This is a genomic window from Devosia naphthalenivorans (assembly GCF_003056355.1).
Classification (GTDB): Bacteria; Pseudomonadota; Alphaproteobacteria; order Rhizobiales; family Devosiaceae; genus Devosia; species Devosia naphthalenivorans.
This window is the reverse complement of sequence record NZ_PYVW01000015.1, coordinates 77,362-92,031: the sequence shown is the minus strand read 5'-3', so window position 1 is coordinate 92,031 and position 14,670 is coordinate 77,362. Positions and strand designations below refer to the sequence as shown.

Below are 14,670 nucleotides of genomic sequence, written 5' to 3'. Positions count from 1 at the left end.
GGTCCGGAACACCAGCCGGTCGGTGCTGAAGTGTGGAGCGAGATGTGTAATGAACTGAAGGTCCCGGTCGCCACGGTCTGGACCGATCAGTCATGCGCGGCGATGTCAGCGAGGACCAGGGGCGTACCGCGCCGGCTGAGATAGTCGGGCGCCGCGAACATCCCCAGCGGTATGGCACCCACCTTGCGGCCCTGAAGCGAATCTCCACTGGGCGGGAATGTCCGCACGGCTATGTCGACCTCTTGCGCCACCAGATCCGCGACGTCGTTGCTGAGTGTCAACTCGATGACGAGATCCGGAAAGCTCTGGCGCAGCTCCGCCAGCATCTGTGGCAAGACCTCGATACCCATGAACTCCGAAACGCTGATCCGCACCACCCCGGCGATCTTGCCTGGAGCTGCCGCAGCCTGCCTTACGAACAACTCCGAGGCTGTCGCCATGGCTCGAGCTGTCTCGCGCAATGACTCTGCCGTTTCGGTGGGGAGCAGACCATTGACCGAGCGGGTGAAGAGCACCGTGCCGACCGTCGCCTCTAGCGCTTCGACGCGTGCCCTGACCGTTGCATGCGATACACCAAGACGCCGGGCAGCGCCGGTCAGGCTTCCCTCCTCAAGCACGGCAAGGAAGGCCTGCAGATCATCCCAGGATCGAAGCTTGCTCATCAAAAAGATACTAGCGACTCGCCATGTTCTTGCAATTCTTTTCAAGCGGCGTCCGGCGCATGTTCAGGTCACTGCAACAGCGAGATCGAGAACTGAGATGACCAGAACCGCCCTTGTCCTCGGCGCAACAGGAGGAATCGGAGGTGCTATCGCCAAGGCGCTGCTCCGCGACGGCTGGCAGGTGCGCGGCCTCACCCGCAATTCCGCAGCGGCTGCCGTGGCGTCGACTCCGCTGATCGACTGGCGACAGGGTGATGCAATGAACCGGGATCACGTCATATCGGCAGCGGTTGGCACTTCCGTTATCGTCCACGCGGTAAATCCGGAAGGATATCTCAATTGGGAAACGCTTGTATTGCCGATGATTGACAATACGATAGCTGCCGCACGAGCCGCCGGTGGAGCTCGCATCGTGCTGCCCGGCACGATCTACAATTTCGATCCCGCCAAAACCCCTGTTGTCTCTGCGGAGACACGGCAGGATGCCCGCAGCCGAAAGGGACGTATTCGGGTAGCGCTCGAGCAGCGCCTTGCCGATTCTGCGCCAGATGTACCTTCGCTTATTCTGAGAGCTGGCGATTTCTTCGGTCCGGGCGTTCGCTCCAGCTGGTTTACGCAAGCTATGATCAAACCCGGCAAGCCGCTGAAACGCATCATCAACCCGGCTCATGGGGCGGGGCACAGCTGGGCATACTTGCCTGACCTTGCGGACGCTTTCGCCAGACTGCTGGCAATGGAACATCGCCTCTCACCCTTTGAGCGCGTGCAGTTTGAAGGATTCTACGACGCCGATGGGATGGGCATGATCGAGGCCCTGAGGAGGGTCGTCGGACGGAATGTGCCCGTGACGCGGTTTCCCTGGTGGGCGATGCACCTGCTTGCCCCCTTCGGCGGCTTTCCGCGTGAGGCATCAGAGATCGCGCCGTTTTGGCGGCGCCCCATATGGCTCGACAACACTCGGCTCGTTGAACTCTTGGGTGGCGAGCCTAGCACGCCTCTCGACCTGGCCGTGCGGCATAGCCTTGTCTCGGTAGGGGTGCCTGTAGCTTCAGAAAGTTGATCCCCAGGAACACGCGTCAAACAAAACGGCCGGGCTTTTACCCGGCCGCCTTTTTTTGCTCAGTTATAGGCGAGCCTTACTCAAGGTCGATCGACCAGAAGAAGGTCTCGCCCGATGAGTCATCGGTTCCGTCATTGTCGGTAATGACATAGCCCTTGCCTTCGCTATCGATGGCAAAGCTCTCGACCTTGTCGACGACATAGCCGTTATTGCCGGCCAGATCCGGGACGAGGTCACGAACCAGTTCCTTGCTCACGACCGGCAACTCGCCGCCGAGTTCGGCCCCGGCAAGTTCGGCAACCGGCACCCGGTAGATGGCCTTGAGGGCGGCCTTTTCAGCAATCTGGTTGTCGCGTTCGACGATATAGGCATGGTCGCCATGTACGGTGATTTCCGACAGGCCGACCCAGCCACCATCCGGCGCCGCTTCGAGCGGGTAACGCACTGCGGTCCATTCCTCGCTCGACGGCTTGTAGGAGAGGAGTTTCACGAAGCCCTTTTCATCATCGCCCCATTCGCGCTGCATGGCGACCCAGAGAGTGGTTTCTTCCCCGGTGCCGACAGCTGCGACGCCTTCGGCGCCGGAGCGCGTCTGGCCGGCGAGCAGATCGACCGGGAAGCCGATCTCGTCCTGGATCTCACCGTTCGCATCAACATGGATTAGCGCGTGGGGAACGAGCTTGTCCGAGTCGCCTTCGTTGGCGAGCCAGAAGCCGCCTTCGCCATCAAGGGTGATGCCTTCAAGGTCAAGCTTCTGCGCGGTCTCGCCGTCGCGGGTGATTACGGTCTTCTTGACGATGCGAGCCGGTTGGGCGGTCGCATCGATCTCATAGATCGCCGGGGCGGCGTGGAGCACGCTGTCACTGACGGCATAGAGAACGCCAGGTTTTTCGGCGTCGGCGACGGCGCCGGAGATGGCAGCCCAGCCGATCGGATTACCGTCTTCGCCGAGGCCGGAAACGAGCTGGGGATAGCCGGCTTTGCCTTCGGCCAGTTGGTAGATCATGACATGGGAGCCGGCCACGCCATCCTCGCGCAGGTCAGCTTCGTTCGCGGTGGCGAGCAAATTGCTGCCGGGAATGGCAACCAGCCCTTCGGGCGAGATGCCCGATGGAATCGACTGAACGAATTCCGGATCGGCGCCAGTGTCCTTGTAGACCGCGACCAGCGATGAGCGTTCCTCGGCGATAAAGATATACTGGGTGTCGCCGAACGTCGCGACTTCCAGACCCTCGGGTTCAACGCCCTTCTTGTTGCGGAAATCAGGATAGTGCCCCAGCTGGGCAGCGTTGACGTCGAGCGCATTGCCCGAGTCGAAGATCACCGATCCGTCGCGATTGAAGATGGTGAACCCGCGTGAGCCGCCGTTCCAATCGCCTTCATTGGCAACAACAAGACGATCGGTGTCGAGCCATTTGACCGCATCGGGTTCACGCGGGACCCTCTTGTTTTCGCCCGAGAAATCGATCCTGCCGTCGTTTTTGGTGTCTACCCCGGCAACGCCGGTTTCGCCCGCCTCGAAGCCGCCGATGACCGTTGCCGTTTTGGCATCCACGATGGCAACGTAGTTGTTTTCCTGCAGCGTGACCGCGACTTCGTCATTGTCGTTGAAGGCGACGAATTCGGCTTCGGCATCGTCCGGAGCGATGCTGGCCAAGCCGGTCAAATCGACATTCTTGATGTTCTCCTGGGCAACTGCACCATCGGTCAGTGTCACCAAGGTCAGAAAGCCCGTGGGTGCCTGTGGAATGGCGCCATCGTTGACCTCTTCGTCGCGCTGGTTCTCGATCGCGATAGCCAGAATCGTGTTGTCCTTGTTGTGGGCAATCGAATCCGGCTGGCCGCCGAGATCGAACTCGCCATCGATGGACTGAGCGGCGATATCCACTACGACCAGCTTGCCGGACGGCTCGGTAAGGGACTCGGAAGTGTTGACCGCCACATAGGCCTGGCCGCCGATGGCGGTCACGGAGGTGGGCTCGCCACCCATGTCCATGTAGCCGGCAGGCTTAGGCGAAGCAGGGTCCGTGATATCGATGAAGCCGATGCCGCCATTGGGGCTGTCTGAGTAGATCAGGGTCAGACCATCATCGGTTGCCGTGATGATCTCGGACGACGTGACGTCTGCGTCCGGCGCATTGAGCGCGACCGGGAAGCTGGCGACGCGGTTGAAGTAATCGGCGGCATATACGCCCGTAGAAGAAAGCAGCAGCGCTGTTGTCAGCGCTCCAAGACGGTTGGCAGCAAGCATTTGCGATGTCCCCTAACAGATGGGCTCCGCTTATGGGTGGCAAAGAACAACGCCATGACAGAATCATGACGTTTCGGTGACAGCGGCTCGCAGTCGCGGCGCAGTCCAGGTAACGGCCGGCCAAGGCAGCCGCGCCTCTTGGTGGCCTTGTGCATGGCGGCAAAGCTCGGTACCTTCAGCGCATGATGATGTCCATGTTCTTCCCATTGATCTGAACGACCCAAAGTCGTGGCGCGCACGCGCCGATCAGATTTGCCAGCCCGCCGCACTCGGCGGGCAAGTGGAAGATATTGCAATGCCAAACACTGCTCATCCTGGCCTCAGCACGGCTGAGATCGAAAACTTCATTGATCATGGCTACCTCAAACTCCAAGGTGCCTTTGACCCCGGCCTGGCGCGTCAGTGCCGGGACGAGCTTTGGGCCGCGATGGGTCTCGCGCCGGACAGGCCAGAGGGCTGGACCAGACCGGTAGTCCGCATCGCATCGATGACGTCTCCCCCTTTCGTTGCTGCCGCAAACACGCCGATGCTGCACCAGGCTTATGACGCGCTTGTTGGGCAAGGCCGCTGGGTAAAACCCCAAGGCCTGGGCAGCTTTCCCATCAGGTTTCCCTCGCCGAACGATCCCGGCGACGCCGGTTGGCACGTGGATATGAGTTTAGGCACCGACAACGCCGACTTCATGCAGTGGCGCATCAATGTGAAAAGCAGTGGGCGGGCCCTGCTGATGCTCTTTCTGTTCTCCGATGTGGGCCCTGACGATGCGCCCACCAGAATCCGCGTTGGGTCACATGCCGATATTGCGCGGCAATTGCTGCCGCATGGTGATGTGGGGCTGACCTTGCAAGCGCTGGCAGCGGACGGGTTTGCGTCCACTGAACAGTGCGAGCAAGTTCTGGCGACTGGGCACGAGGGCACGGTTTATCTGTGCCATCCGTTCCTGGTGCATTCGGCACAGCCGCACCGGGGATCCCGGCCGCGCTTCATGGCGCAACCGCCATTGTTGCCGAAGGGGGAGTTTGATCCCGCTTCGCCGCCGTCGCCGGTTCAGGTCGCTATTCGCCGGGCTTGCGGGCTGACAATATAGCTATTGGGCCAGGAACATCTGATCCTGGCCGGCATCTCGCAAGCTGCGACTGCAAGCCGTGGGTGAGCTTGCTTACTTGATGACCAGTACCGGAACTTTGGAGCGGGTGAGAACTTCGTTGGCCTGACTGCCAAGGATTACCCGCTCGAGGCCACGCCGCCCATGCGAGCCCATGACGATGGTGTCGCTGCCAAGTTCTTCTACAGCTCTGATGATACCCTCGGCTGGGTGCTGCTGCGGCAGGTGGATGGCGTTGATTTCGACATCCGCTGCGGCCGCCTTTTGTCGCGCCGCGTCGAGCACGTTGCGCGCCTGCTCGGCATGGGCTTCCTCGAGGCTTGCCCAAATGGTGCCGGTATCGATCGTACCCATGCCCCCAGCGCCCAGGCCCGTGCTGATGGGGTCGGTAGAGGTGAGGACGGTGAGCTTGGAGCCATGCGCCTTCGCAATCGTCAATGCCGCATCCAGCGCTTTGTTGCCCAGTTCCGAACCGTCGGTAGCGACCAGAAGATGCTTGAACATAATTGCTTCCTTTTATCGAACGCGCCGTCATAGGGCTCTGGGGCCAGCATATCGGCAGCGGGCTGCTCGGCGCTACCCCTGTGGCCATGAGCAAATTGCTTGAGTTCACCGCAGCGCTTCGGGAAGCCAGATCCCGCCCAAACGGGTGGGGTCTTCCGCAAACCGAACCTTTAAGCGGACGCCTCCACTTAGGGAGATGAAATTGCTTGGAGTTCTTGATGCCTGGCGCGAAAAGCGTCGCCACCGCGCAACCTATCACCAGCTTGCCCGAATGAGCCCGGATCTGCTTTGTGACATCGGGGTGACATCCCATGACCTGGAGTATTTGCGGCGGGGCCGCGGCCACAAAATCGCTGGGTCGCGTTGAACAACATGGCTCGCATTATTGTCCGCCAGCCGCTTCGGCGACGTATGCCCCGGCTGATGAACATCGCTGCGCTTGCTTGTATAGGCGTGGTGCTGTTCACCCCGAAACTGGACGGCTGGCAGGCCTCCCAATTTAGCGTTCTGCTGTTTGGCCCTGCGAGTGCGAGTGACGCTGCACGTTAGCCATCGTCAAATAGGTCCACGCAGAATGAATTCCGGGGCTGTTCCCCTTCGACGCAACGCCAGGTGTGGAAGGCGTGAGGCGTCAGTCACTCTCCAGCGCCACTGGGCTCGCTATGAAGAGGCTGATCAGATCGGCTTGCCGGTCCGTGTCGGTTTTCCGGAACAGGTTCTTCATCGTGTAGCTGACGGTGTTGCGGGAGATGCCGAACTCGTCGGCGATCTCTTCCAGCCGCAGTCCACGCGCCAGCGCCAGCGCCAGGCGCGTTTCGGCGGGCGACAAGCCATAGAGTTGGGCCACCGCCTCGGCCGCCGCGCTCAGGCGCCGTTCCGGGTCGGTGACGAACAAGCCGACCATCGGCTCGCCTGGACTGGCGGGACCTCGCCCCAGGGGGCACGCCACTGCAAACAGCGAGCGCCGGCCGGAACTGCGGGTGAGGGCCACGGCCTCGGTGGCTTGGCGGGTGCCGGATGCGGCACGCGCTATCGCTGCGTCAACGATATCGCGCAGAGCCTGGGTTTGCTGGGGCTTTTCACCGCGCAGCAATCCCTCGCGCGATAGCGAGATGCCGTCGGCTTCATTCAGCAGTTCCTCGGCGCGCTTGTTGCGAAACAGCACCTTGCGCTGCTCGTCGAGCAGGAATACGCCCACGGCCACCCGATTGAGCGCTTCGTTCGCACCCATCAGCGCCGAGCGGATGCTTTCGTTGGCGGTGGTGTCCTGCCGGAGTGCTGCCACGCCCTTGACCCGCGCGACCTGATCGAGCCGCGCGGCAATGGTGATGAGCATCAGATCGAAATCGATGGGCTTGGTGAGATAGTCGTCCACCCCTGCGGCCTTGCCCGCGATGACATCGCGGCGTCCTGCAAGGGCGGTCAGGAAAATGAACGGCAGGTCGCCCAGACCGGGTTGCTCGCGCACGCGATGCAGCAGGTCGATCCCCGACATGTAAGGCATGGTGATGTCGCAAAGCACGAGGTCCGGGCGCGACTGGGCGATCAGATCGAACGCCTCCCGGCCATTGCCGGCTTCGATGACGGTATAGCCCGCAGCCTCGAGTTCCTCGCAGATGTCGGAGCGGAGATCGGCTTCATCTTCGACGCAGAGGATGGTGGTGGGCATGGCTCAGCTTGCTGGTTGCGGGACTGCATGGGGCAGGGGGGAAGCGAGTGAGCCAGTGGGGCGGTAGGGAAAACGCAGTGTGAAAGTTGAGCCCTCGCCTTCGGCGCTCTTCACGTCGACGAAACCGCGATGGAGCACCATGATCTGCGCGACGAAATTGAGCCCGATGCCGGTGCCCGGAATGCCTTGCGCCGTGCGGGCCCTGAAAAATCGCTGGAACAAGGAGCCAATTTCGTCAGCCGGAATACCCACACCCTGGTCGGTGACGCTGATCTCTATCTCTGTCCCCGTTCTTTGGGCGTGTATTGTGATGGTCGAGCCCTCAGGAGAGTATTTCAGGGCGTTGGAAACCAGGTTCTGCACCGCCTGCTCAAGCAGCGTGGTGTCGGCCTGCAGCCATTGGGGCAGGTCTCCAAGCTCGATCCTGATGCGATCCTGGTCCTGCTCCGGCTGGCTTTCGCAAACGCCCTGCAACAGGCTTTCCAGATTGCAGGGCCGTAGCGTGAAGCCGATCTCCCCCTCCTCAAGTCGTGCCGCGTTGAGCGTGCTTTCCATCAGGCGGGTGAGCCGCAGGCAGGCATTGCGGATTTTCTCCGCGCGGGCCGAGATTTCCTCGTATCGCATCAGTGCGCCGCGCCGCATCATGCGTTGCGCACTAGCATCGATAATCGCCAGAGGCGTTCGGAACTGGTGCGAAACCACCGAGATAAAGGCACGGTGCAGCTTGGAAATCTGCCGTTCCCGCTCGAGAGCCGCCTCCGCATTGGCCATATTGCGCTGGTCCCTGACCACCACACCAGCCAGGATGAGGCCGGTGACCATGGTGGCGACGAGGGTGGACAGTATTTCGAACAGGGTGCGCCGGCGCAAATCCCGCAACTGCGCATCGCGGTCGCGCTTGGCAAGCAGCGCCGCGTTGGACACATCGCGCAGCGATTGTGCAAGGCTGAATATGCCCGTGCGCAGCTCGGCGATCCGGTTGGCGTCCCGCGGGTCGAGGTCCTCCAGAGTTTGCGCGGATAGATCCAGAACGTGCTGATAGCCATCCAGATCATGTGAGTGCCCCAGCGCCTCCATCAGGCGCCGAGGTTCGCCTTGCTCGAGAATGAGAATGCGGCTGACGAGGATGTCGAGGCGCAGCTGCAACCCGTCCCGGTCCACATCGCCTCTCGCGTAGCCCGCCAGGGCATCGGCCAGCCTTACGGCTTCGTATTGGCCTTGGCTGGCGAGCCAGACCATGTCTTCGGTGATGTCGTCACTGAACTGGCCCTCGCTGTGGACCAGGCGAACCGAGGCGCTGACGAGCAGCACGAAAAGAATGACCATGGCCGTAAAGGCGACGAGAAACCGCCGGGACACATACGGCCTGAAGTTCATTCCACCCTCAGTTCCCGCAATTGCCAGACCCACCGGTCATTGTACTTGGTGTCCTGCAGCTCGGGATTGTCGTTGCGCGGGTAAACGATCCAGATCGGTCCCTTGTCGCTGATTTCCATCTGCTTGCCGTTCATGATGGTTGCCAAAAGCACATCGTACTTCTGCAAATCACTCATCGGCACTGGAGCAACGAAGTCATTGAGGGCTGTCGCCACCAGCTGCGTCCCGGACGCACCGACACGATCGAGCACCAGGCGCGCGAGCACCCCTTCGAAAACCTGCGTGTCGTCGGTCCATGATGTTGTAGTTTCGACCTGGGACATGCCCAAAGCGTAAAGCATCTCGCGGTCGAACTCCGCGTTTTCGCCAGCGTTCGTCACCTCGATATTACCGCTGACGACCAGGATGACGGTGCCTTGAGGCGGGGGCAGGGGGTCGAGGGCGTATGCGGCACTCCACCCAGGCGCCAGCGCAGCCAGGCCCGCCAAGGCAATCCTCGGGCCCAACTTCCTGACTGTAACCCAACGTTTTTTCTTGAACATTGCAGTCAAGCTCCGCCCGTTCTTGTTGACAGCCGGATGGCGCAAGAAGAGCCGGTATCAATACTACCCTTGTGCGAAACATTCTGCTACATTTTTTATGACGTACCACCTGTTTGGGTGTTGGTGGGCGTGCAAGGCAGGTCGGCGGCAGTGCGACCTTGGTGGTCATCGCTGCGCTGAAATTTACGCTTGTGGCGTTTTGGGCCGATGGTACGTTGGCGCCATGACAACCATAAATCAAGAAGCAGCATCGGCTGACCAGCACCGAATTCTGCTCGACGCCATAACGGATTACGGCATCTACATGCTGACCCCGGAAGGTCGGGTGGCGAGCTGGAACTCAGGCGCAAGGCGCCTCAAGGGATACACGGAACAAGAAATCCTCGGACAGCACTTCTCGGTGTTCTATACGCCAGAAGATTTGGCCGCTGGTCTGCCTGCGCGGGCACTCGCCGAAGCCGCCAGGCACGGGCGCTACGAGATGCAAGGCTGGCGTATCCGCAAGGACGGGTCGAGGTTCTGGGTTCACGCCATTATCGATACGGTCAGGGATGCCGACGGTGAGCTCATCGGCTATGCCAAGATCACCCGCGACCTGACTGAACGGCGAGCGGCCGAGCTGGAGCTTGCGCGCTCGCAGGACATGTTCAGGCATCTGGTGCTCGGCGTCACGGACTACGCTCTTTACATGATTAGCCCGGAAGGCATCGTCACCAACTGGAACGCTGGCGCCGAACGCATCAAGGGCTATCTTCCCGAGGAGATCGTCGGCCGCCATTTCAGCCAGTTCTATACGGCCGAAGACATCGCCGAAGGTGCGCCGGACCGGGCACTCGAGATTGCGCGGACAACCGGAAAGTTCGAGAAGGAAGGATGGCGCGTCCGCAAGGATGGAACCCGCTTTTTCGCCCATGTCCTTATCGACGCTATTCGCGACCCCGACGGGTCCCTGATCGGTTTCGCCAAGATCACCCGTGACATCACGGAAAAGATGGCAACACAGCGCCAGCTTGATGAGGCACGCGAGCAGCTGTTGCAGTCCCAAAAGATGGAAGCCATCGGCCAACTCACCGGCGGCGTGGCGCACGACTTCAACAATCTGCTGATGGCCGTCATGAGCAGCCTGGAACTGCTGCGCAAGCGGCTGCCGAACGATCCGCAGATGCACCGGTTGCTGGACAATGCCCAGCAGGGTGCGGAACGCGGCGCGGGCCTGACCCGCAGCCTGCTTGCTTTCGCCAGGCGCCAGCAGATGGAGATCGGACCAGTCGATATTAGGGCCCTGGTTGGTTCCATACGGGAAATGCTGGCGGGCTCTCTTGGTGCGACCATCGAACTTGCAGTCGACATTCCGCCTGAGCTGCCATCCGCCCTGTCCGACCCCAATCAGCTTGCCACCGCCCTGTTGAACCTGGCCGTCAACGCGCGTGACGCGATGCCGGGCGGCGGCGTGATACGCATCGAGGCCGATGCCGTTTCAGCTTTGCTGCCCAATGAGAGCGGCGATGCGCGCGAATATGTGCGTTTCAGGGTTGTCGACGACGGCGAAGGCATGGATGCCGAAACCCTCGCCAGGGCATCAGAACCGTTCTTCACCACCAAGGGCGTGGGGAAGGGCACTGGATTGGGACTGTCCATGGTGCATGGCATTGCCGAGCAATCGGGCGGGCGGCTGGTCATCAGAAGTGCCAAGGGTGCCGGAACCACGGCCGAGATCTGGCTGCCGGCCGCAACACCTGAGCAGATGTCCAACGCACAACATGTGAGGGCCAGCACCGCAGCCAGCCCGACCAGACGAAAGCTGAAAGTGCTGGCGGTAGACGACGACTTCCTGGTCTTGCTGAACACGGCCAGCATGCTGGAAGATTTGGGGCATGAGGTCGTCGAGGCCACTTCAGCCGAGGAGGCCTTGAAGGCGTTCGACAAGAACGGGTTCGACCTGATCATTACCGATCACGCGATGCCACGCATGACGGGCTCCCAACTGGCCGAAAGAATTCATGAGAGCCAGCCTGACCTGCCCATCGTCATTGCCACCGGCTATGCCGAACTGCCCGAAGGTGGTGCCAACCATCTGCGCAGGCTTTCCAAACCATTCAACCAGGATCAACTGGACGCGGTGATATGGGACGTCTTGGGGTGACTAAAGCGCCTACTGATTGAACTCTGTCATTTACGAGCACGCCTAGCGCAACTTGAACACCGGCCTGGCAAGCAGTTTGCGAGAGACCTTGATGCGGGAGAAGCTCTCCTTGGCTTGCTGGTCCATCATGGCCTTCAAGGATTGCTGTAGGGCAATCCGTGCTTGCACTGTTTGGGAGGTGGACAGCAAGTCGGAGGGCCTGAAGGTCACTGGAAGTGCTTTCGTTGTCTCGCTACTTAGACATTAACACACTTCGGGCAGATGCCAAGCCAGCGCCGCTGCTGCGCTGGAAGTGCGCGCAAGTTGCTCCGCGCCTACTTCAACTTTCTCTGCTCCAACTTGCCCGGTTCATAGGACACCTGCGTACGGAACAGGATGCGATGTTTCTCGTCCGCCACTGCCACGGTCAACTTGAGCGCACCGTCGAGCGGAATCTTCTCGGCTGCCATATCCGCGATCGTCTTGATCGCTTCCCGGTGCGCCCGGTCGGCGTCCTCCAGCTCGAGCCCATCCTGGTCAAAGGTGAGCTGGCCGTTCTCCATGACGTCGAAGTAGAATTTTGGCATCTTCTGCATCCATCTCGATCCACAAGGCGCAAGGCCTAAAATTGTTCCAGATCAAGTCAGTATCCATCGGCGGATCGGCCAGTTAGCATGCCGCGAAATGGGAACGGCGCCCCATTTCGGTTGCCCGTTCCCCATGCCTGTGCATAGTCGCTGGTGGGCGTGCTTTCCATAGAAGGTAGAACCTTGGCGGTACTTAAGGGGCTTTCCGAAAATCTGTCCGATCTGCTGCCAAGGCGGGCCTCCATGCCGACCGTCATCTGGAGCTGCGACGCCGTGGGATCCTGTACCCAGTTGAGCAGGGGGTGGACGGAGTTTACCGGCCTCGCCAGGGAAGAAGGCTTTGGTTGGGGCTTCGTTCAGGCCATTCATCCTGACGACCGGCCATTGGTTTCGCTGGCCTTCGACACCGCCAAGGCCGCAGGTTCGAACTATCAGGTCGAGTATCGCCTTCGCAATGCGTCGGGCGGCTACCGCTGGGTGCTCGACACGGCCACCTCGGAACTGGATGCCGATGGCGCATTCACAGGCTTCATTGGCGCAATGGTGGACAATGAAGCGCGCAAGCAAGCCGAACAGAAACTTCTTGAGCGTGAGCGCGAACTGCGCCTGGTGACCGACACCGTCCCAGTGTTGATCGCCCATGTGGACAATTTCGAGCGCTATGTATTTGCCAACTCGACCTATCTGGAGTGGTACGGTGTCGAGCCGGCGCAGATGGTGGGGAAGTCCATTGCCGACATATTGGGTCCTGAAGGCTACGAGCAGCGCAAGCCCTTCGTACAGGCTGCCCTTGCCGGCGAGCGGGTTTCCTATGACGCTGATGTGAAGCTCAAGGACGGCTCGACACGAACCGTGGAAACCGTCTATGTCCCCAACGTCTGCACCAGCGGTAACGTGGAAGGCTTTATCGCTATTGTCTCGGATATCAGCGAACGCCGGCGCTCGCAGGAGCACCTGGATCTGGTGATGCGCGAACTCAGGCACCACATGCGCAATCTGCTGGGATTGGTGCAGGGGTTGTCAACCCAGACATTCCGTCGGGACCGTCCGCTGCGCGACGCGATGAAGGCCTTCCATGGCCGCTTGCAGGCGCTTGCCGCAGCATCGGACGCCATCACGCCACAGAGCGTTTCGGCGGCCGATATCCAGGACATCGTGCGCAACGTGGTGGCCCCATACCGCGACACCGAGGCCGATCCTTTCGTGATAGAGGGCCAAAGCTGCAAGGTTGCCACCACGGTCGCCACGAGCCTGGCCATGGCGCTCCACGAACTGTGCACCAATGCACTCAAATATGGCGCCCTGTCGGTTCCGCAAGGGCGCGTGTTCATCAGGTGGGCGCAAGATCAGCAGGGATTGATGCTCGAGTGGCTGGAAACCGGCGGCCCCGTGGTCGTGCAAACGGACAAAGCCGGCTTCGGTTCGACCCTGCTCCGGAGCGCACTGAGTTCACAACCCAACTCGAGCACCAATCTGCTCTTCGACCCCGCCGGCGTCCGATGTCGCTTCGTGCTCGGCGAGGGCATAGTCGCGCCGGACTGATCGCAAGATCACTCGGCAGCGCTGGTCAACCGGATGATTTCGGAACTGCCGGAGCGATCCTCGGTGACGGCATAGACGGCGCCTTCCGGCCCCACTTTGACGTCACGAACACGGGCATCCAGCGGCACGCGCTCCTCGAAGGCGACGCGGTCGTTCTCCATATGCAGCACGACGACGGACTGCGCGACGAGCCCGCCCACCAGGAACGCTCCCTGCCAGCTGGGGAATTCATCCCCTTCGTAATAGGCCATGCCAGATGGCGCGATCACCGGGTCCCAATAATAGATTGGCTGGGTGGTCTCGCTATTGGCCGTGATGCCTTCCCCGATGGGCTCCCCGCTGTAGTCGATGCCGTAGGTCACTTCGGGCCAGCCATAGTTGACGCCAGCCTCAGGCATGTTGAGTTCGTCCCCGCCCTTGGGTCCGTGCTCCACGGTCCACAGGCGTCCCTCTCCATCCAGTGTTGCCGATTGCATGTTGCGGTGCCCCAGGCTCCAGATCTCGGGCAGGGCGCCTTCTTGATCGATCAAGGGATTGTTGGGAAGCGCCTGACCGTTCTGGTCGATGCGGAACACCTTGCCCAACCCGCTCGCAATATCCTGCGCTTGATCGCGGATCGGCGTGTCGGAGCGCTCGCCAACCGTGACGTAGAGCTCGCCCTCGTTCCCGAAGACCAGGCGCGAGCCGAAGTGCTTGTTGCCGTCATAGGTTGGCGTTTGCCGGAAGATGACCTCGACATCCTCCAGCCGCCCACCGCCGGCATCATCGGTCACAAGGGTGGCCGACGCGACGGAGGTGCCGTTGCCGCCGTCGCGGGGCTCCGAGAAGGAGAAAAATATCCGGTTGCTGGTTTCGAAGTCGGGCGCGAGTGCCACGTCCAGCAACCCGCCCTGGCCCGCGGCATCGACTTCCGGCACACCCTCGATTTCGGGGCCGGGCGTGCCGTCTGCCGCAATAATCATCATGGCACCTGATTTAGCCGTCACCAGCATGCTGTTGTCGGGCAGGAACTCCAGGGCCCACAACTGCGGGAGACCGGTGGCGACTGTTTCCTGCTCCACCTGAGCGGGTTCGCTGGGCTCTGGTGCGCGGGTCTGGTCCGGTGACTGCGGCTCCTGGTCTTGCGCATTGGGCGGTTGCGTTTCGGCCGAGCCATTCTGCGCCCAGGCAGGGGATGCGGCGGCAAGCGTCAGAGCCAATGCGCTGGCACAGTGCAGGATACGAGTTTTCATGCGGTCTCTCCTCATCT

Annotated in this window: 13 protein-coding genes; 5 read left to right on the top strand and 8 right to left on the bottom strand. The window is 61.2% G+C overall.

Annotated features, from left to right (window positions below; genetic code table 11):
• Positions 1–86: 86 nt before the first annotated feature.
• Complete coding sequence (locus C8264_RS22765; RefSeq protein WP_281261462.1) at positions 87–662, bottom strand: LysR family transcriptional regulator; 576 nt, start codon at positions 660–662, stop codon at positions 87–89.
• A gap of 97 nt (positions 663–759) precedes the next feature.
• Between C8264_RS22765 and C8264_RS17020 the strand changes: the two genes are divergently transcribed.
• A complete protein-coding gene (locus tag C8264_RS17020; RefSeq protein ID WP_108462181.1) occupies positions 760–1,722 on the top strand; it encodes an NAD(P)H-binding protein in 963 nt (320 codons plus the stop codon).
• Between the two features lie 76 nt (positions 1,723–1,798).
• On the opposite strand, the gene C8264_RS17015 is transcribed toward C8264_RS17020, so the two are convergent.
• Positions 1,799–3,973: an esterase-like activity of phytase family protein gene (locus C8264_RS17015; RefSeq protein ID WP_108462180.1), complete on the bottom strand. Its 2,175-nt coding sequence runs from the start codon at positions 3,971–3,973 to the stop codon at positions 1,799–1,801.
• Between the two features lie 295 nt (positions 3,974–4,268).
• Between C8264_RS17015 and C8264_RS17010 the strand changes: the two genes are divergently transcribed.
• Positions 4,269–5,060 (top strand): phytanoyl-CoA dioxygenase family protein, encoded by a 792-nt coding sequence (locus tag C8264_RS17010; RefSeq protein ID WP_108462179.1) that lies wholly within the window; start codon positions 4,269–4,271, stop codon positions 5,058–5,060.
• A 72-nt stretch (positions 5,061–5,132) separates the two neighbouring features.
• On the opposite strand, the gene C8264_RS17005 is transcribed toward C8264_RS17010, so the two are convergent.
• Positions 5,133–5,582 carry a universal stress protein gene (locus C8264_RS17005; RefSeq protein WP_108462178.1) on the bottom strand — a complete coding sequence of 150 codons (450 nt, stop codon included), beginning with the start codon at positions 5,580–5,582 and terminating at the stop codon, positions 5,133–5,135.
• 196 nt (positions 5,583–5,778) lie between these two features.
• On the opposite strand from C8264_RS17005, the gene C8264_RS22960 reads away from it, so the two are divergent.
• Entirely contained in the window at positions 5,779–5,949 is a 171-nt protein-coding gene (locus C8264_RS22960; protein WP_108462177.1) for a YjiS-like domain-containing protein, read from the top strand.
• 264 nt (positions 5,950–6,213) lie between these two features.
• Here the strand turns inward: C8264_RS22960 and C8264_RS16995 are convergent, their stop codons facing one another.
• The 3 genes from C8264_RS16995 to C8264_RS16985 are packed head-to-tail and all read right to left on the bottom strand — an operon-like array spanning position 6,214 to position 9,116.
• Positions 6,214–7,251, bottom strand: a complete 1,038-nt coding sequence (locus C8264_RS16995; protein WP_108462176.1) for a response regulator — start codon at positions 7,249–7,251, stop codon at positions 6,214–6,216.
• Positions 7,252–7,254: 3 nt separating this feature from the next.
• Positions 7,255–8,628 (bottom strand): sensor histidine kinase, encoded by a 1,374-nt coding sequence (locus C8264_RS16990; RefSeq protein ID WP_108462175.1) that lies wholly within the window; start codon positions 8,626–8,628, stop codon positions 7,255–7,257.
• The gene (locus C8264_RS16985) at positions 8,625–9,116 is read right to left on the bottom strand and encodes a putative pterin-binding protein (protein WP_245893312.1); all 492 of its coding nucleotides are present in this window, start codon (positions 9,114–9,116) and stop codon (positions 8,625–8,627) included. Before C8264_RS16985 ends, C8264_RS16990 begins: the two co-directional genes overlap by 4 nt.
• Before the next feature lie 277 nt (positions 9,117–9,393).
• Between C8264_RS16985 and C8264_RS16980 the strand changes: the two genes are divergently transcribed.
• On the top strand, positions 9,394–11,313 hold the full coding sequence (locus C8264_RS16980) for a hybrid sensor histidine kinase/response regulator (protein WP_108462173.1): 1,920 nt from the start codon (positions 9,394–9,396) through the stop codon (positions 11,311–11,313).
• A 314-nt stretch (positions 11,314–11,627) separates the two neighbouring features.
• On the opposite strand, the gene C8264_RS16975 is transcribed toward C8264_RS16980, so the two are convergent.
• Positions 11,628–11,888: a DUF6894 family protein gene (locus C8264_RS16975; RefSeq protein WP_108462172.1), complete on the bottom strand. Its 261-nt coding sequence runs from the start codon at positions 11,886–11,888 to the stop codon at positions 11,628–11,630.
• 174 nt (positions 11,889–12,062) lie between these two features.
• Between C8264_RS16975 and C8264_RS16970 the strand changes: the two genes are divergently transcribed.
• Entirely contained in the window at positions 12,063–13,421 is a 1,359-nt protein-coding gene (locus C8264_RS16970; RefSeq protein ID WP_162783712.1) for a sensor histidine kinase, read from the top strand.
• Positions 13,422–13,429: 8 nt separating this feature from the next.
• On the opposite strand, the gene C8264_RS16965 is transcribed toward C8264_RS16970, so the two are convergent.
• Positions 13,430–14,653, bottom strand: coding sequence for a PQQ-dependent sugar dehydrogenase (locus C8264_RS16965; protein ID WP_108462170.1), 1,224 nt, complete (start codon positions 14,651–14,653; stop codon positions 13,430–13,432).
• Between the last annotated feature and the right edge of the window lie 17 nt (positions 14,654–14,670).